The 18,504-nt window shown below is 70.2% G+C and carries 10 protein-coding genes; all 10 read right to left on the reverse strand.

Features of this window, described 5'->3' with window-relative positions:
* Positions 1-93: 93 nt before the first annotated feature.
* The 10 genes from AC1RRS_RS16895 to AC1RRS_RS16940 all read right to left on the reverse strand — a co-directional run bounded on the left by AC1RRS_RS16895 (position 94) and on the right by AC1RRS_RS16940 (position 18,480).
* A complete protein-coding gene (locus AC1RRS_RS16895; RefSeq protein ID WP_492856123.1) occupies positions 94-2,223 on the reverse strand; it encodes a tetratricopeptide repeat protein in 2,130 nt (709 codons plus the stop codon).
* Positions 2,220-5,144 carry a M16 family metallopeptidase gene (locus AC1RRS_RS16900; protein ID WP_492856124.1) on the reverse strand — a complete coding sequence of 975 codons (2,925 nt, stop codon included), beginning with the start codon at positions 5,142-5,144 and terminating at the stop codon, positions 2,220-2,222. Before AC1RRS_RS16900 ends, AC1RRS_RS16895 begins: the two co-directional genes overlap by 4 nt.
* Before the next feature lie 122 nt (positions 5,145-5,266).
* A complete protein-coding gene (locus AC1RRS_RS16905) occupies positions 5,267-6,022 on the reverse strand; it encodes a DUF2334 domain-containing protein (protein ID WP_492856125.1) in 756 nt (251 codons plus the stop codon).
* Positions 6,023-6,030: 8 nt separating this feature from the next.
* Positions 6,031-6,861: a glycosyltransferase family 2 protein gene (locus AC1RRS_RS16910; protein ID WP_492856126.1), complete on the reverse strand. Its 831-nt coding sequence runs from the start codon at positions 6,859-6,861 to the stop codon at positions 6,031-6,033.
* A gap of 103 nt (positions 6,862-6,964) precedes the next feature.
* Positions 6,965-9,370 (reverse strand): TonB-dependent receptor, encoded by a 2,406-nt coding sequence (locus AC1RRS_RS16915; protein ID WP_492856127.1) that lies wholly within the window; start codon positions 9,368-9,370, stop codon positions 6,965-6,967.
* Positions 9,371-9,445: 75 nt separating this feature from the next.
* Entirely contained in the window at positions 9,446-10,393 is a 948-nt protein-coding gene (locus AC1RRS_RS16920) for a FecR family protein (RefSeq protein ID WP_492856128.1), read from the reverse strand.
* A gap of 99 nt (positions 10,394-10,492) precedes the next feature.
* Entirely contained in the window at positions 10,493-11,008 is a 516-nt protein-coding gene (locus AC1RRS_RS16925) for an RNA polymerase sigma factor (RefSeq protein ID WP_492856129.1), read from the reverse strand.
* Positions 11,009-11,226: 218 nt separating this feature from the next.
* Positions 11,227-11,523, reverse strand: a complete 297-nt coding sequence (locus AC1RRS_RS16930) for a putative quinol monooxygenase (protein WP_492856130.1) — start codon at positions 11,521-11,523, stop codon at positions 11,227-11,229.
* A 4-nt stretch (positions 11,524-11,527) separates the two neighbouring features.
* Positions 11,528-11,905 carry an MmcQ/YjbR family DNA-binding protein gene (locus tag AC1RRS_RS16935; RefSeq protein WP_492856131.1) on the reverse strand — a complete coding sequence of 126 codons (378 nt, stop codon included), beginning with the start codon at positions 11,903-11,905 and terminating at the stop codon, positions 11,528-11,530.
* Between the two features lie 26 nt (positions 11,906-11,931).
* Entirely contained in the window at positions 11,932-18,480 is a 6,549-nt protein-coding gene (locus AC1RRS_RS16940) for a YDG domain-containing protein (RefSeq protein ID WP_492856132.1), read from the reverse strand.
* Positions 18,481-18,504: the final 24 nt, after the last annotated feature.

Genomic DNA, 18,504 nt, shown 5'->3' on the forward strand with positions numbered 1-18,504 from the left:
CCTGTGAAACGGCTTTAGACGACAGAAGGGGGCCGTCCGCGAGGACGGCGCCCTTCCCTTTTCTGGCTTCGGGCCTTTTCAGCCTCCGGCCTTTTAGCTTCCCGAGAGGCGCTTGGATTCCGCGAGGTCGCGCGCCGCGCCGGCCGTGTCGCCCTGGCTGGCCTTGACCTTGGACCGCCACTCCCAGGCGTCGGCATAGGTCGCATCGCCCGCGATGGCCGCGTCCAGTTCCTCGGTCGCCCGGCGATAGTCCGACAGGTACCAGTAGACCGCGCCCTTGCGGGTCAGGGTCATGACGTCGCCCGGCGACAGCTTCAGCGAGACGTTGAGATCGCGGATGGCGCGGTCGTAGCGATCCTGCCGGATGAAGACGTCGGCGCGATTGTAGTAGGCCGGCTCGTAGTCGGGCTTGGCCGCGATGGCCGCCTCATAGGCCGCCAGGGCCGCCGCGTCGTCCTTGGCGGCGAAATAGGCAAGGCCGCGGTTGTTGTGCACGTAGGCCGACTTCGGATCGACGGCCAGGGCCGCGTCGAGATCGGCCATGGCGCCGGCGAAGTCGTCCTGGTTCCGCAGCAGGCTGGCGCGGGTCACCCGCAGGTCGATGTCGTTCGGGGCCAGCTTCAGCGCCCGGGCATAGTCCGCCAGGGCTTCGCGCGGGCGTCCCTGGTCACGGTGATAGTCGGCCCGCGCGGCCCAGCTCGCGGCCCGGTCCGGGTTCAGAGCGATGGCCTTGTCGTAGAGCTTGCGGGCGCCCTTGTCGTCGCCCTGCCACGCCAGCAGCTCGGCGATCGCGACCTGCAGGTCCGGCCGCTTTGGCGCCAGCTTGGCGGCGTTGCGATAAGCGTCCAGCGACCGCGGCCAGTCCTGCCGTTCGTTGTAGGCGATGCCCAGGTTGACATAGGCCTGGACGTTGGCCGGATCGATACGCAGGGCGGCGGCGTAGGCGGCCAGCTCCTCGTCGCCGCGCTTCAGTTCGCCCAGGGCCTCGCCGGCGCCGTTGGGGGCGTCGGGGTCCTTCGGGTCCAGCTCGGCGGCCTTGCGGTAGTCGGCCAGGGCCGCCTCCCACTTGCCCTGATCCTTCAGCAGCAGGGCGCGGTTGTAGTAGGTGGCGGCGTGTTCGACCTTGTCGGCGACCAGCACGTCGTAGTCGGCCATCGCCTTGGCGGGCTCGCCCTTGGCGTTCAGCAGCAGCGCGCGCTGGAAGCGGGCGTCTGCGTCCTTGGCGTCCAGCTCGAGCGCCTTGTTCAGCACGACCAGGCCCTCGTCATAGGCCTTGTTCCGACGCAGCAGCTCGCCCAGGGCACGGAGCACCCGCGCATAGTCGGGATCGATCTTCAACGCCTCGCGATAGGCGTCGCGGGCGGACTCGAACTGGTCGAGCTGATCATAGGCGACCCCGAGGGCGTAGAAGCCGCGGGACTCCTTGGGATCCACCCGCACGGCCTCCTTGGCGTCGCTCAGGGCGCCGGACTTGTCGCCCCGCGATCCCCGCAGGATCGAACGATAGCTCAGCGCGTAGCCGTCCTTGGGATCGGCCTTGACCATGGCGTCATAGAGCTTGCGCGCCTCGGCGTAGCGTTCCTGGCCTTCGTAGAGTTCGCCCAGGCGCAGCTGGGCGCCGTATGGATCGTCGGTCACGCCGATTGCCGTCTTCAGGTCGCGCTCGGCGGCGGCCGGGTCCGTGCTTTCCAGCAGGTCGGCGCGCTGCAGATAGGCGCGGTAGAACCGGGGATCGGCGGCGATGGCCGCGTCGTAGTCGGCGCGGGCGCCGGCCGCGTCATGCTTGGTCCACTGCTTGACGCGGCCGCGATAGAGCAGCGCGTCGGTATGCGCCGGATGGGCCTTCAGCACGGCGTCGAAAATGGCCAGGGCCTCATCGTCGCGGTCGAGATGGAACAGGGCCGCGCCCCGCGCCACCTGGGCCTCGACATCGCCCGGCGACAGCTTCAGCGCGGCGTCGGCGTCGGCCAGCGCATCGGCGTCGCGGTCGAGCCGCCAGCGGGCCTTGCTGCGGGCCACCAGCAGGCGGGTCTTGACCGACGCGTCCTGGACGCCGGCGTCCAGCGCCGTGGTGCAGTCGGCCGCCACGACCTCGCGGTCGACGAGGCGCTTGGAGGTGTCGGCCGCCAGGCACGCCTCGCGCGGATCGGCGGCGGCATGGGCGACGCCGGTCGCGGCCAGGGCGATCAGCAGGGCGGCGGGATGAAGGGCGCGGCGGATCATCGAGCGGCTCCCGTCGAGACTTCGGCGGTCTTGGCGTTGGCGGCGGGATAGGCGAAGCCGACGATCGGCGGCCGCTTGAGCCAGGTTCGCGCGGCCGCGCGCAGATCCTCGACCGTCAGCGAGGTGACCAGGGGCTCGACCAGCAGGGCCTCCTGCAGAACGGCCGGATCGGTCGCCGAACCGGCCATGGCGCCGGCCCACCAGGCGGTGGTCTCGCGATTGGCGCGGATGGTGGCCAGGATCGGCTGGCGGGCGTCTGTCAGCATCTGCTCGGTGATCTCGCCGTTGCGCAGGCGCGCGGCCACGGCCTCGGCTTCGGTCGCCAGATTGGCCAGGTCCTTCGGATCGGCCTCGATCGAGACCTCCAGCACGCCCTGGTCGCCATGGTCGGGCGTGGCGGTCGAGACGACCGGGGCGTAGGTCTTGCCCAGTTCCTCGCGGATGCGCCGACGCAGCGCGGTGTCGAACACCGAGGCCAGGAGCTTCAGGGCGTACTCCTCCTTCCGGCGCTCGGGCGAGGCCACGTACAGCGGCCAGATCAGCGCCGCGGCGGCCTTGTCGGCCGAGCCGCCGTGCTCGACGCGGATCGGCGGCACGGGATCGTCCGGATAGCTCAGGAAGTGGACGTCCGGACGCGCGCGGTCGGTCACCGGGCGGGCCGGCAAGGCGCCGAAGGTGCGGGCGGCGGACCGGATGGCGGTGGCCTCGTCGACGTCGCCGGCGATGGTCAGCTCCAGCGGCGCGGTGGTCAGGATCGGACGCAGCACGCGGGAGAAGTCGGACGAGCGGATCGCCAGGAGCTCGGATTGCGGCGGCAGGCTGCTGGCGCCGGTGGGATCGAACCGCTTGGCGATGGCGTCCGACAACGTGGACGGCGGCATGCTGCGCATCGAACGATAGGCCAGGTCGGCCGCCGTCGGCAGGCGCGCGTCGAGCGTGCTGCGGAAGCCCGGATCGGTCACGAACGCGGCCAGAATCTCCAGTTCCCGGCCCAGCGAGTCGCCGAAGATCGAGGTGTCGATCGAGAAGGTCGTGACCCCGAGATTGGTGTCGAAATTCACCAGGCCGCCGGTCGGGAACAGCGTCTCCAGGTCTTCGGCGCTGTGCTTGCCGAGACCCCCGCTGCTCATCATCGCCAGGCCGAACTCGGCGATGGTGTTGTCCTTGTCGGCGATCTCGCGGCGGCCCGCCCCGAAGTTGAGGCGCACCTCGATCTTGTGGGGCTGGACGTCGGTCTGCTTGAAGTTCAGCACGAGGCCATTGGCGAAGGTCAGCCGCACGAAGCCCGGATCGGCGATGGTCTCGCGCCGGACGACCTGCCCCGCCGGACCAAAGTCGCCATAGGCCCAGACGGCGTTGGAGGCCGGCTTGACGAGCGGCGCGTCGCTGACCGCGTCGCCGTTGCGGGTCCAGGCGGCCAGCAGGGCCTCGCGGGTCGGCGGCTTGGCGCCGGTGACCGACAGCAGCGGCCCGGTTCCCGACCAGTCCTCGGCCATGGCGGCGCGCATGTCGTCGACCGTGGCGTCTTCGACCGCGCGGTCGAAGACGTAGAGGGAGTCGGCCGGCGAGCGGGCGACCTGTCCGGCCAGGGCCTTGCTCAGCAGCCCGGACGCCAGGTCCGGCGACTTGCGCGAAGCGGCGTTGGTGCTGGCGCCGCGCACCAGCGAGCGGATCTTCTCGACGGCGGTTTCGAACTCGATGTCGGTCGGCGGCGTCTTGGCCAGGCGGTTGAACTCGGCCTGGCTCTCGGCCAGGGCGGCCTCCCAGGAGTCGTTGGTGGGCATGGCGACCATGCAGGTCGCCGACATTTCGCGGGTCTGGGCCCCGAACGCGAGGGCGCCCAGCAGGTGGGTCTCGCCGCCGGAGACCCGGCGGGCCAGGCGCAGGTTGAAGATCGTCTGCCAGACCTGGGACATGATCTCGCGACGCTGGAACTCGACGGTGTCGATCTGCGGCGGAACGCCCGGCCGCAGGCGGCAGACGCTGATCGCCGTCGGCAGGCTTTCGTGGCCGATGGCGAAGGCGTCCAGGTCACGCTTGGCGGGCGTGATCGTCACCGGGACCCGGACCGGCTTGGGCCCGCGCCCGCTCCAGTCGGAGAAGGTCTCGCGGACCAGCGCCTCCAGGGCCTCGACCGGCCGGTCGCCGACCACCGTGACCACGGCGTGCTCGGGCCGGTACCAGGCGTCGTAGAATTTCTTGAGGCTGACGGGCGTGGCCGCGTCCAGCGTCTTGCGCGTGCCGATCGGCATCCGCTGCACCGAGCGCGACTCCGGGGCCTGGAAGCGCGAGATCGCCTGCTGGGCGTCCATCTGCGGCCCGCCGCGCGTCTCCATCTCGGCCAGCACGACGCCGCGCTCGCGGGTCACGCCGTCGGTGGTGAAGATCACGCCGTCGGCCACGTCGCGCAGCCAGCCCAGGCCCGTCTTCAGTTGGGCGTCGTCCGGCTTGGGCATGTCGAGCATGTAGGAGGTCGAGAAGTAGTCGGTGACCGCGTTCTGGTCGCGGCCGAACACCACGCCCCACGGCGCGAACACCCGGTCGGGGCCGCCTTCCGGATAGCGGCGGGTGGAGCGGAAGGCCATGTGCTCGACGAAGTGGGCCGTGCCGCGCTCGGCGTCGCTCTCTTCCAGGCTGCCGACGTCGACGGCCAGGCGCAGCGACACCGCCCCGCTCGGCACGGCGTTGCGCATGACCAGGTAGCGCAGGCCGTTGGGCAGCACGCCCTGGCGGACGGCGGGATCGGGCGCGATGGTCGGGTCGACCGCCTTCTGCGCCGACTTGGCCTTGCTGGCGTCAGCCTTGTTCGCGTCCGCCTGGACGACCTGAGCCTTGGCCGGCTCCTCGCCGATGGCCGGCCCGCCCAGCAGAGCAGCCCCCATCACCAACGCCGCCCCCGCGACGCCTCCGTATCTCGACACTTTCACGCCCCCAAGACGCCCCGAAACGCTCACGAGAGCATACACGCTCACGCAACTCTGCGTGCTTATCGGTTGTGGGAGGTTTCGGCTAGCCGCCTCTTGCGTGACGGATCTCGCGCCGCTCAGGCCGCCTGCGAAGCGACCTCGGCCGAGAGCAAGGGCCGGGCTTGCGGCTGAAGAACCGGCAGGATCAGGGCGAGGAAGCGCCAGGCGGCCTCGTCGTGATCAAGATGGTGGGTCAGCAGCCCGATGGGCTCGTTCCAGGCCCGCTTGCGACGGCGCTCGGCCAGCAGGCGGCGGGCGCGATCCAGGAACCGGCGTGCGCCCCGGAACCGGGCCGTCGGCTTCCAGCGCATGATGTCCAGGTGGGCGTCGATACGCGGCGGCAGCGCCTCGGGCGCCAGCATCCCGTCATAGCCCGACAGGCCGACGCCACGGACGGCCAGGGCCGTCTCCAGGGTGCGGTGAACGTTGTTCCAGGGCGGCACGAACAGCGAGGGCCTGACCCCGGCTTTCGCGAAGGCGGCCAGCGCTGTATCGAGCGACGCTAGCACATCGGCGAGGCTGTCGCCGTCGATCACCTCGCCCGAAGCGCGTCCCGGCGAGGCGCGGTTCTCGTGCCGGAAGCCGTGGATGGCCAGCTCGACGCCCGGCGTCACGCCGCAGGCGCCGACCAGGGCCGGAAGGTCGCCGTCGGGGATCGCCGCCACGGTCAGGGGCGCCGAATAGCGGGCCGACATGCCCAGCAGCAGCGTCAGCGCCGGCCCGGTATGGCGAGCGTCGTCGTCGCGCCACCAGACCACGGGGCGGCGTCCGGCGCGGCGCCACAGCGCCAGCTCCGGGCCGAGCATGGCCAGGATGAGCAGACGATCGATCATCCGGCCGATCACCCGGCCTGGCCGAGAACCAGTTCGGACGCCGAGGCGCCGTTCGGCTCGGCGCTGATCACCAGGGTGCGGCGGGAAGCCATCAGTTCGCGCGCCTTCAGGTTCGACAGCAGCGGATAGAGGCCGGCCATCACGGCGATCGCAAAGCCGTAGTCGCCTTCCTTGTAGCCCTGGCGCGAGACGTAGCACTTGAAGAACCGGCGCACGCCGCGGAAGGCGTCGTCGGCCAGCCCCTTGACCTTGCCCTTGTCGGCCAGGTCCTGGGCGCGCAGGTCGGTGTAGCGGTTCAGGCGCTGGATCATGTCGGGAAGGTCGTCGTCGACCTTGTGGACGATGGCGGCGTGCAGGCGACCGCCGCATTCGCCGGTGAACACGGTGCCGGGGTGCACCCGGTCGTTCTTCCAGGTCTTGACGCCCTTGCGGAACAGGCGGGCCACCGACGAGGCGCCGAACGAGCCGCCCCAGCCGCGACGGACCAGGCGCTCGCCGATGTAGTTGTCGACCGGAACCTGGTACCAGTCAGCGCTGTCGGCGGCATTGACCAGGGTGCGGATCTCGCGGGCCAGTTCGGGGGGCACGCCCTCGTCGGCGTCCAGCTCGAACACCCATTGACCACGGCAGGCCGCCACGCCGGCCGTCTTGCGCACGCCTTCCACCGGGAAGATGCCCGAGACCACTCGCGCGCCCATGCGGCGGGCGATGGCTTCGGTGCGGTCCGAGCAGCGGTCCGCCACCACGACGATCTCGTCGCAGAACGACAAGGCGGCCAGGCAGTCGGCCAGGCGCGCTTCCTCGTTGTGAGCGCAGACCAGGCCCGAGAGTACGGTCATCGGCAGTTCCCCCGATAGACCCGCGTGTCGCGGATCCGTCATGGGTCAGACGGCGCCGAAAAGGCGCCCCCTCAAGGAAAACGCACGATAACCATACACAACGTCAGAAGGCCTTGGCGAGTTCCATGGTCCAGGTGCGCGGACGCAACGGCGTGACCTGGCGCACCTGGCCGAAATAGAAGGGATTGCCGTAGGCGAAGGTGTCGCCCGAGGTGTTGGCCGGATTGGTCACCGCCAGGCCCAGGCTCCAGTCGTCGCCGCGCAGCTGGCCGCTCAGCCGGCCGGTGACGTAGCCGCCCATCTCGGGCGAATAGCGCGGATCGAAGGTCATGCGCGATCGGCCGACATAGTTGACGTCGGTCGTCAGCACGATCCGTCGCGTTCCCCAGGGCCGCTCATAGCGAAGGGTGGCGCCCGCCGACAGGTCGGGCACACCCGGCAGGGCCGCGTCATTGACCGAAGCGAAGCTGGGCGCGATCCGCACCATCCGCGGCCGATTGAGCAGGGCGTTGCCCTGCAGCTGCCAGCGCTGGCCCAACCGCACGAGGCCTTCCAGCTCCAGGCCGGTGTTGCGGGCGTCGCCGACATTGGCGGTGTAGGACAGGCCCGAGCTCAGGTACTGGTCGGTCTGGATGTCGCGCCAGACGTCGTGGAACAGCGCCGCGCGCAGGGTCAGCCTGCCGGCCAGGGGGCGCAGGCTGGCGCCGATCTCGTAGTTGCGCAGGTGATCGGGCGAGAAGTGGTCGAGGCTCGACGACGGCGGGGTCAGGCCGCCGGAGTTGAACCCGCCCGAACGGTAGCCCTCGGAGGTCAGGGCGTAGACCATCCCTCCCCCGCTCAGGCTCTTCTGGATCGACAGCTTGGTCGAGACGCCCGAGAAGCTGGCTTCCTTGTCGAAGTCGCGTGATCGCCCTGGCGACGGCGCGATGATCGACGAGACGGTCCGCACGCGGCTGTCGGAGGCCCGCGCCCCGGCGCTGGCCGACCAGCCCGCGCCGATGGCCCAGGTCGTCTCGCCATAGAGCGCGCCTTCGCGGCGGCGATCGACGCGGGTCTCGTCGTAGTACAGCCGCAAGCTCTGGCGCGAGGTGCTGCCCCGCAATTCGCCCCGGCTGCGCTCCTCGCCGACCAGGCCGTAGATGCCCAGCAGCCAGGTCAGCCGCCGGTCGGACGGCGAGGTCCAGGTCATGTCCTCGACCCACAGGCGCACGTCGCTGCCTTCGTCGAACAGACCCAGGTCCACGGCCGTGTCGCTCATCTGCTCGACTGCGGCGGTGGCGTCGTAGCGGCTGGCGTAGCGGTGGCGCACGAAGCCGGTGGACGACTCGAACTGCCCCCAAGGGCCCGACCCCGTCACGATGGCGGCGGCTTCGCGGAAGCGGTTGCCGTGCGTCTCGCGCACCTGGTTGGCGCGGCGATGGCCGCCAAGATCCGGGGTCGTGTACTGGGTGTCGTTCGAGGCCAGGTCCTGGGCGGCGGTCGACAGGTCGAGCGTCCAGTTGTCGCTGAGCCGGGTCGCCAGCGCCAGGCGTCCGCCCTTGCGGGTGGTCCGGTCGACGTTCGACAGGCGCAGGTTCACGTCGTCGACATAGCCGCCGTCCACATCGTCGAAGAGCGCCAGGCGCATGGCTGCGCGGTCGGCGACCAGGGGGACGTTGAGCACGCCCTCGATCTTGCCGCTAGCCGAGCCGGATTCGGTCGAGGCTCCGACCGCCCGCGCCTCAAGCGACCAATGGTTCAGCTCGGGCCGGCGCGTGACGATGCGGTAGATGCCGCTCAGCGAACCGCCGCCGTAGAGCGCGCCCTGCGGCCCGCGCAGCACCTCGACCCGCTCGACGTCGATCAGCCGCAGGTCGGGGTCCGGCGCGTTGTAGGTCAGGGGGACGTCGTCGAGATAGGTGCCCACCGTCTGCTGGGTGCGCCCGGTGAAGGCGCCGTCCGACAGGCCGCGCAGCATGATCTTGTTGCGGGCCGCGCCGAGGTTGGTGGTCAGGAAGCCGGCCGTGCGCAGGGAAACGCCGGTGGTGTCGACGGCGTCGAGCTCCCGCAGGCGCTCGCCCCGCACGACGCTGACCCCGCCGGGCGCGGCGTTCAACGGCGCGCCGCGCTTGGTGGCGCTGACGACGACGCTGTCTACCTGGGTCGAGGCTTCGGTCGACGCCGGGGCCCGCGGCGCCGCGACGGACAGCGGCGCGGCGCGGGCCACGATCTTGACCGTGACCGCGTCGATGATCTGGAAATCGCAGCCGCCGCCGGCCGTCAGGCTTTCGAGCGCCTTGCGCAGCGACATGCGGCCTTCGAGGGCCGGCGCGCGGCCGCCGCAGTTGGAAGCGCCGCCCAGGCTGACCCCGGCCTGGACGCCCAGGTCGATCAACGCGTCCTTGCGGCTCTTGGCGGGGATGTGGAGCGTAATGTCGGCGGCCGCGGCGGAACCGGCGGCCAGGCCAGAGACAGCAGCCGACGCCAGCAGGACGCGAGCGAGTCGCGACGGCCAGGGCGGCCGCGCCATTCGTCCCCCTGCCCGCTGCATGGCCCCCGCCGCACCCCTGGCCCGCAAAGGCCCGCCTAGAAAATTCTGGCGGCGCTAGCGCGCGCGGAGTTCGATCGCGTCATCCGCGACCGCCACTTCCAGCGGCAAGAGCTTAGCCAAGCGCGAGACCATCGCATCCTGGCCATCAACGATCAACACGCCGGAAAGTCGCATCCCCCCGGCTTTCCCGTCCACGATGCGCACGGGCTTGTCGAACAGGCGGTTCAGATCGCCCGCAACCTCGGTCAAAGGCCTGTCGCGATAGATCAATCGCCCGTTCCGCCAGGCCGTGGCCTCGCCCGGCGCCAGATCGGCGAGCTTGGCGTCATTGGCGCCTTCGACATGCGTCAGGCCGCGTCCGGGCGGCAGACGATAGGTCTTCGAGTCGCCCGGCGACACCTCGACCAGGCCGCGCTCGACGCCCACCGAGACCCGTCCGTCGCGATGACGCACGTCGAATCGGGTGCCGACCACGCGCACCCGCGTGTCGCCGGCCGCGATGACGAAGGGGCGCGACGGATCCTTGGTGACGTCGAAGATCGCCTGGGCGTCGCCCAGGTCGACGTGGCGCTCGCCGTGCGTGAACCGCACGACCATGCGCGAGCCGGGCGCGAGATCGACGTGCGAGCCGTCTTCGAGCGCGATCGTCCGACGCTCGCCCTTGCCCGTGGAATAGATCGTCTCGGCCGGCGAATTCAGCAGGCCCGGACCCAGCACCGCCGCCGCGACGAAGGCGGCGGCCAGCGCCGCGCCGCCGCTCCACAGCCACGCGCGGCGCGACGGCCGCGGGCGAAGCGGGGTCACCACGGCCGACGGCGAGACGGCCGACAGCCGCTTGAGTTCCTCATCCTGGGCGGCGACGACGTCATAGGCCTCGCCGTGCTCCGGCGCGGCGTTCAACCAGGCGTCGAAGGCAAGCCAATCGTCGGCGGTGACCGTTTCGCCTTGCAGGCGAACCAGCCAATCGACGGCTTCATCCATGTTCCTTCGCGAAAGGCTCATGCCACCCTGTCCCCGCGCCCATCGACGCTCGCCCATACAGTAGACGTCGCCGACGAACGATCCCCTCCAGAAAGTTCGTCAAAAAACCCGCAAGCCGCGTCACGACTCGTCATGCAGCCTCCTGGCGACGGCTTTCAAGGCCGAGCTTACGTACTTTTCCACCGAACTGCGGCTCACGCCCATGGCCGTGGCGGTTTCCGAATGGCTGAGGCCCTCCAGCTTGTGCAGGCGGAAGGCGCGCGCGACCGGCGGCGACAGCTCTTCGAGCACGTTCAGCACGATGGCCAGCCGCTGGCGGCTCTCGACCACGGCCTCGGCCGAGGGCGCGTCGGCGGGCTGATCGCCGTCCACCAGGCCTTCGCCGCCCTGGGTGCGCCGCCAGTGCTCGTCGCGCGCCTGGCCGCGCTGGGCGCTGCGAAGGCGATCCAGCATCAGGTTTTCGGCCATGCGGTAAAGCAGGGCCGAGCCGCCGCCGGCCGACGCGGTGTCGCCCTCGATGGCCGTGACCTTGAAATAGAGTTCCTGGACGAGATCTTCGGCCTCGGCGCGCGAACGCAGCCGCGCGGTGAACAGGCGTACGAGGCTCAGGCGCTTTTCTTCATAAAGCGCCAGCAAAGACGGCGCTTGCTGGACCCCCGACAGCCTCGACCTCCCCTACGCATTACCGGACGCGCCCGACTGGCGCTGATCCGCTCGACTTGGCCAGCGGACCTGACCAGCGAACCTGAATTGTCACCACCATATCCCGGCGACGGACGCAAATACGATATTGCCGGCAGGCGACAGGAACCTGGGGAATTTCGCCTGACACGAGCGTATCTCGCGTCTGAGCCTTACCCCAGGTCGGCCGGATCGAGCACCAGGGACGTGCGCTCGGCCAGGTCGCCGATTCTCGCCAGATAGGCCGCGAAGTGCGGGCTGGCCCGGTGAGCCGCCACCGCTGCGTTGTCGACATAGAGTTCGTCGAGCACGAAACGGGTCGGATCGGCCTGGTCGCGCCAGACGTCCCAGCGCAGATTGCCCGGCTCGGCCCGGCAGGCCTCGGCCATGCCCAGCAACAGCGCCTCCAGCGCCGCGCCCTTGCCCTCGCGGGCGGCCAGCACGGCCACGATCTTCACGCCTGCGCTCATGACCTCACGCCGCTCCCTTGGCCGCGCCTAGCACGGCGCCGCGCCCCCTGCCCGCTCGCGAGCGCGCGGCCTTGGCGTAGGCCACACCGAACGCGGCGGCCAGGATGTAGGCCATCGTGTCCTCGTCGATCCCCTTGAGCCAGACCAGGGTGACGCCGGAGCCGCGCGGGCGCTTCGGCTCGATCGCCACCGCGTCGCTCATCGCCAGGGCCGCGGCCTGGTCCTTCAGGCTGAGTTTGACCACGGCCCAGCCGGCTTCCGGCCACCCCAGGGTCGCGAACGCGCGGCCGCCCACACGGAACTGGACGGTGTCGAGCACGGGCCGCACCTGCACGGCCGCGCCCAGACGGGCGGCCAGGGTCGAAAAGGCCTCAGGGGTCATGATGAATCCTCGCGCGGTGCGACGCCCTACAGACCGCGAGTCGCCGCTCGGTGGCAAAGCTGCCTTCGAGTGACGTCAGGATCGGTCGTACTCCACGCGGCGGCGCTAATGTAGCAAAGCCACCGTCGCGGGCAGCGGCGGACAGCCTTCGCCCGGGCAGCCGCCCCCTGGGTCTCCAGCTTGAGCTCGGGATCCCAGTCCAAAGTGAAGTCCGGCGAGGCGTTGAGATGCTTGAGCGTCGTCGAGGCGTTCTGCTCGGCGGGCGGCAGCGGATCGATCGTGAACACCGCGCCGGTGAAGGTCAGGTCGTAGTTGGCCGACAAACCCAGGGTTCCGCGCGTGATCGCATAGGCGCCGGCCGTCTCGCCGGCGTCTCGGGCCGGGCCGCCCGTGAAGGCGTCTCCCGCCACGAGGTCGCCCACCGTGATGCGATAGGTCAGGGTCGGGTCGAAATGGCCCTGAACCTTGAACGTGTCGTCGGCGGACACCGTCACCGACCGGCGCAGGATGTCGGCCAGACCGGCGCTGACGCCGCTCAGGCTATAGTTGGCCGCGTCGAGCCCGGCCAGGGTCGCGCCCGACACCGTCACGGTCTTGCCCGCGCCCGCGTTCCTGTCGGCGAAGGCGTAGACGCCGGCGGCCGAGACGGTGTCGCCCGCCACGACGCCGGTCAGGCCGATCGTCCCGCTGGCGGTCGTCGCGCCGTCATAGGTCTTGTTGCTGGCGATCAAGGCGCCGGTGATGGTCTTCTTGAAGATGTCGGCAGTGTCGGACGACACCGTACCCAGGCTGTAGTTGCCGGCGTCGCCGCCCGACAGGGTGACGGCCGAGGCGGTGACCGTCTTGCCCGTGCCGGCGTTCCAGTCGCCGAACGCGTAGGTCCCGGCGGCCCCAACCGTGTCGCCCGAGATCACCCCGGCCAGGGTGACCACGCCCGTGGCGGCGGTGCTGCGGTCGTAGGTCTTGTCGTTCGCCGTCAGGGCGCCGGCGATCGCCTTCTTGAAGATGTCGGCCGTGTCGGACGACACCGTACCCAGGCTGTAGTTGCCGGCGTCGCCGCCCGACAGGGTCACGCCCGAGGCGGTGACGGTCTTGCCCGTTCCGGCGTTCCAGTCGCCGAACGCATAGGTCCCAGCGGCCCCGACCGTGTCCCCCGAGATCACCCCGGCAAGGGTCACCACGCCGGTGGCGACGGTGCTGCGGTCATAGGTCTTGTCGTTCGCCGTCAGGGCGCCGGTCACAGCCTTCTTGAAGATGTCGGCCGTGTCGGACGACACCGCGCCGAGGCTGTAGTTGCCGGCGTCTCCACCCGACAGGGTCACGCCCGAGGCGGTGACCGTCTTGCCCGTTCCGGCGTTCCAGTCGCCGAACGCATAGGTCCCGGCGGCCCCGACCGTGTCGCCCGAGACCACCCCGGCCAGGGTGACCACGCCGGTGGCGACGGTGCTGCGGTCGTAGGTCTTGTCGTTGGCCGCGAGGGCCCCGGTGATCGCCTTCTTGAAGATGTCGGCCATGTCGGACGACACCACGCCCAGGCTGTAGTTGCCGGCGTCGCCGCCCGACAGGGTCACCCCCGAGGCGGTGACCGTCTTGTCCGTTCCGGCGTTCCAGTCGTCGAACGCATAGGTTCCGGCGGCCCCGACCGTGTCGCCCGAGATCACCCCGACCAGGGTCACCACGCCCGTGGCGTCCGTGCTTCGATCATAGATCTTGTCGTCGGCCGTCAGGACGCCGGTCAGAACCTTGGGATCGATGCGCAGCGAACCGGTCCCGTAGGCAAAGGCGTAGTTGAGGTCGGAGGCCAGGGTCCCTGCCCCGGCGGTCAGGACGTAGGTCCCGACGTTCCTGCTGGTCGCGCCCGAAACCGTGGCCGCGCCCGACCAGGCGTCGGACGCCAGGTCGCCGTTGACCAGGCCGGTGATCGTCGCCGAGGTGCTCGGAACGCTGCCGTCATAGGTCACGGTCTGGCTGACCGGCGTCACCGTCAGGGTCGGCTGGTAGGCGTAGACGAAGCGGTTGCCGGCGTTGGGGGCGACGGCGAGGGTCTCGTTGGAGAAGTCGTAGGCCGAGCCGTAGAAGCTCTTGCCCGCCAGGCCATTGAAGCTGTTGGCCGCCGTCGAGCCGGACGCGTTGCCGACCGCCTGGGTGTAGATCAGCCAGCGGCCGGCGGCGTTGGTTGCGGTCACCGCGTCGGCGCCGCGCGCATTGGTGAAGGTTCCGTCCGAAGCCAGCACGATCGCGTCGCCCGCCCCGTCGGCCGTCACCTTGCCGGTGCTGGCGAAGGTCATGCCGGCATGCGAGGTCAGGGCCAGCGTCCCCGTGCTCAGCACGGTTCCGGTGATGGTCAGCGAGCGGCCGTCGAGCAGCTTCAGCAGGCCGCCGGTGTTGGTGAAATCGCCCAGCTGCGCCACCTGATTGGCGGCGCCGAAGTTCGCCCCGCCGACCGACGACCCGGTCAGGGTCTGGGCGGTGATGATCCCGGTCGAGACCTGGCCGATGGCGTGGGCCGAACGCAGGTCCACCGTCTGGCCGATCGCGGTGATCGGACCGTAGAGGTCGAAGGCCAGGGTGTCGTTGAAGGCGAAACCGCCGGCCGTGACGCTGACCGCGTCCAGGTAGGAGACCTCGTTGGCGCCGAGCAGGACGACGCCCGTTCCCGAGGTCACGCCCAGCGAATTGGCCTTCAGCACGCCCTGCTGGGCGATGTCGGTGGCCGCCTCCAGGGTCAGGGCGCCGCTGACGTCGATCACGCGGCCGGGTACCGCGTCGCCGAAGCGCAGATTGCCGGTGGCCGAGGTCACCGTCAGGTCGCCATCGACGAGGGCCGAGACGAGCCGCGTGTCGCCGCCGCCGTTCACCTGAGAGTCCGCGTTCGCGGTCAGTCCGTCGATCGTCAAGGCGCCGCTGGGGCCGTCGATGTTCACGGCTCCGGTGATCGACCGCGCGGCGATGATCCGCTGCGAACCGTTGAGCACCGTGATGTTGACCGCGTTCAGCGCGTCGATCGTGGTCAGGTCGGCCGTGGTCGTATGGTCCAGGTTGACATCGACCGCGCCGGTGTTGGTCGAGGCCTCGACGATCGTGCCAGACCCCGCCGATGTGACGATGTTGGCCGTGGTGATCGCGCCCGGCGTCGCCGCGCCCAGCACCACGTCGCCGTTCGTGGCGGTGACCAGCAGGCTGTTGGTTCCCGTCCCCGTCAGTATCGCCGAGCCCAGCTTGGCGTCACCCAGATTGGCGGTGACGATGATCTGGTCGCCGGCCGTGGCCGAGCCGATCAGGGCGTCGCCGAAATAGCCGTGTGCAGTGACCTGGCCGTTCGCCGCGCTAAGGGTTTCGACCTGAACGTTGTTGGCCTCGAGATAGACATCGCCTGTATCGCTGGTGACGTCGCCGCCGGTGACGTCGCCATTGACCATCTCGACGCCGATCCCGCCCACATAGTGCAGGTCGCGCCCCGTGAAGTCGAAGTCGTAGCCGCTCGGAACCTTGATGAACCAGCTGCCGGTCTGGGTCCCCGTCGGCGACAGGGCGTTGGCCGAGAAGCTGGCGCCCGTCAGATGATAGTTGTAGCCGGCCGTGACGCTGGTCCCCACGGTCACCGCGCCGGTTCCGGCGTTCAGGTCCACGTCGTAGTCGGCTTCGGCCGTATCCAGCGAGACGCCCTGGCCGGTCACGCGGACCTCGCCGTCGCCCACGCCCGTACCGGCCAGCAGTTGCGCCGAACCCAGCACCGCGCCGGCCTGGCTGGTGACGGTCAGCTTGCGGCCGGCGTAGAGCGACAGGCTTCCCAGGTCGAGGTCGCCCAGGGTGTCGGTGATGGTGACGTCGCGGATGTCGCCGTTGAACAGATAGGGCGTCAGGCTGTCGCCCACGAAATCCTGGGCGGTGACCGTGTAGTCGCCGCCGCTGCTGATGGCGCTGACATCCAGTGTGCCAGCCATGGCCTCGATCGTGATGTCGTAGGCCGCCAGCTCGCCGATCACCAGATCGCCGGTCTTCTGGACGACAGTCGCGCTGCCGTCGATCGCCGCCCCGACCAGGGTGATCCCGTTGCTGGCCGAGTCGATGTTGACCACGACGTCGCCGTCATAGGACAGGATCTGCAGGCCGTCCGTGCCGCAGCCGCAGCTGGGATTGGTGACCGCGTAGTTGGCGGCGGTGATCGAGGCCTTGTCGTCGGCCCCAAAGGTGGCCTTGTTCATGGCCAGCACCGTGACGCCGTCCGGCCCCTCGGCGCCGCGCAGCGTCGCGTCGCCATTGATCGCGGCCACCACGACGGTCTCGCCGGCCACGGCCTTTTGGACAACGATATTTCCGGTCGCGGCGGTGGCGTCCAGCGCCAGAGCGGCCGTCACCTCGCCCACGTCGACGCTGCCGCCGATCAGGGTCAGGTCGTCGCCGCTGGAGATCAGCGTCGCCGCCGTTCCGTCCAGCAGCCCGTCGGTCTCCAGATGGGTGGCGCCGCCGCCGTGGACCGAGCCGGTGATCGTCAGGTCGCCGCCGGCGACATAGAGCGCCAGCGTGCCGCTGCTGGCCGTGGCCGAACCGACGGTCAGGCAGCCGTCGTAGGTCTCGGCGTAGAGGTTGCCGGTCAGGGCGGTGATCGTGCCGAAGCTCGCCAGGCCGCTGGCGACGGTCACGTCGACATCGGCGCCCTCCAGGGTGTCGATCAGGGCGCTGGTGTCGAGGTGGACCATGGCGACGCCGCCCGTCGACTTGACGCTGGCCGTGCCGGTGTTGCCGCCCGTGCGGCTGAAGAGGTTGGCCGTCGTGATCGCCGTATAGTCCGGATCGCCCAGCACCGCGTTGCCGACCGCCGTGATCGACAGATCATGGCCGGAGCCTGAACCCGTCAGCGTCGCGGCGCGCAGGATCGCCTGGCCGCCGTTGGAGGTGATGGTGATGTCGCGGTCGGACGTGGCCGAAGTCACGTCGATATCGCCCGCCGCGACCGCCTTCACGTCGCGCGTCGCCGTCAGCGAACCGGCGGTGATCGTTCCGCCCGCGTCAAGGGTGACGTCGCCCGCCGTCGCGCCCGCGCCCTGGGTGATGGCCGCACCGACATTGACCGCGCCGTCGCTCGACCTGGCCAGCACGTGGGCGTCGTCGGTCGCCCCGGCGCCGGTCGACTTCAGCGTCGCGCCGCTGGCCAGGACGTCGCCCGAGGTGGTCGTGACCTCGACGTCGTCGCCGGCCGTGGCCGCGGTGACGACGGTAGCGTTTCCGGTCGTCGCGTCGACGAAGAGGTCGCGCGCCGCCGAGCCGTTGCTCAGGCTGGCGGAGGTTCCGCTGACCTTGATGTCGCGCGTCGAGGTGGCCGTGCCCAGGCTCGCGGTCGTCGCCGCCTGGATGGTGATGTCGCCGGCCTGCGCGCCGGTTCCCTGGGTCAGCAAGGTGTTGCCGGCGTTGACCGAGCCGGTGTCGGAGCGCAGCAGGATGTGCGCGTCGTCGCTGGCGCCCAGGCCTGTCGATTTCAGATAGGCGCCGCCGGCCGAGACGTCGCCGGCCGAAGCCGTGATCTCGATGTCGTCGCCGGCGAAGATGCGGTTGGTCACATAGGCGGCCGTCGAACCGGTCACGAACACGTCGCGCGCCGCGTCGATGGTGCTCACGAAGACCTGCGGAGCGCTGATGGTGACGTCGCGCGCCGAATTGCCCAGGGTGAGCGACGCCGAACCGTTGCTGGTGAGCAGGATGTCGCCCGAGGTCGTTGTCGTGGCCGCGCCGACCGAGGTGTTGGCGCTCGACGAGACCGTGACGCCGGTGGCGCCGGTGATCTGGGTGACGGTCGCGCCGGGGCCGCCGGCGGCGACGCTGGCCGCGCCGCTGGTGGCGACGACTTCGCTGGCGGTGATCGAGCCCGAGGTGGTGGAGATGTCCACAGTGGCGCCCACCACGGTGGAGACGTTGAGGGCGCCGCTGGAGGCGCTGAGCACGACGTCGCCGCTGCTGTTGATCGAGGCGCTGGTCGCCGAGCTGATCGTGGTCATCTGGATCAGAGCGTCGGCGGTCGAGCGCAGGAAGGTCAGCGGCGCAGCGGAATCGACGAAGCTGGCGTCGACCAGCCCCGAGCCCTTGCTGAACAGGAAGCCGCCAGCGGTCATGGTCGCGCCCGGCGAAATGATCACGCCCTGGGGCGAATAGAACCAGACATTGCCGGCCGTCGCCGCCCCGACCTTGCCGGTCACCACGCTGCCGTTGTCGAACCGGATCTGGCTGGTGGTCTTGTTCAGGACGATGTCGCTGGCGGAGTCGAACAGGAAGTTCATCGCGTCGCCGCTGCTGAGGTGCAGGTCGGTCCAGTTGATGACCGTCCGGGGCGCGTTCAGCTCGATCTGCAGCGTGATGGCGTCGGGAAAGCTGATCACCGGCTGCGAGCCGCCGGTCGAGACCGTGATGTTGGCGGCGCTGGGAATGCCCGGCAAGGTTCCCGACACCGCCGGCTGAGCCAGCATCGCCGCCACGCCGCCCATCAGGGAGCTGACGAGGGCGGACGCCGCCAGCAACTTGGTTCGGTGCGCCGGGCGCGGGGCGTTGCGAGAGAAGGTCGGGCGGATCGGCGACGAGGTCATGATGGACGCTCCGGGACTTCGACG

This window comes from Caulobacter sp. GW821-FHT12A07, from assembly GCF_058807655.1.

Excerpts from the sequence above, each read along its gene's own strand:
- AC1RRS_RS16935 (WP_492856131.1), bottom strand. The coding sequence starts at position 11,905 with ATGACCCCTGAGGCCTTTTCGACCCTGGCCGCCCGTCTGGGCGCGGCC.
- AC1RRS_RS16920 (WP_492856128.1), bottom strand. The coding sequence starts at position 10,393 with ATGAGCCTTTCGCGAAGGAACATGGATGAAGCCGTCGATTGGCTGGTT.
- AC1RRS_RS16915 (WP_492856127.1), bottom strand. The coding sequence starts at position 9,370 with ATGGCGCGGCCGCCCTGGCCGTCGCGACTCGCTCGCGTCCTGCTGGCG.
- AC1RRS_RS16940 (WP_492856132.1), bottom strand. The coding sequence starts at position 18,480 with ATGACCTCGTCGCCGATCCGCCCGACCTTCTCTCGCAACGCCCCGCGC.
- AC1RRS_RS16930 (WP_492856130.1), bottom strand. The coding sequence starts at position 11,523 with ATGAGCGCAGGCGTGAAGATCGTGGCCGTGCTGGCCGCCCGCGAGGGC.
- AC1RRS_RS16910 (WP_492856126.1), bottom strand. The coding sequence starts at position 6,861 with ATGACCGTACTCTCGGGCCTGGTCTGCGCTCACAACGAGGAAGCGCGC.
- AC1RRS_RS16895 (WP_492856123.1), bottom strand. The coding sequence starts at position 2,223 with ATGATCCGCCGCGCCCTTCATCCCGCCGCCCTGCTGATCGCCCTGGCC.
- AC1RRS_RS16905 (WP_492856125.1), bottom strand. The coding sequence starts at position 6,022 with ATGATCGATCGTCTGCTCATCCTGGCCATGCTCGGCCCGGAGCTGGCG.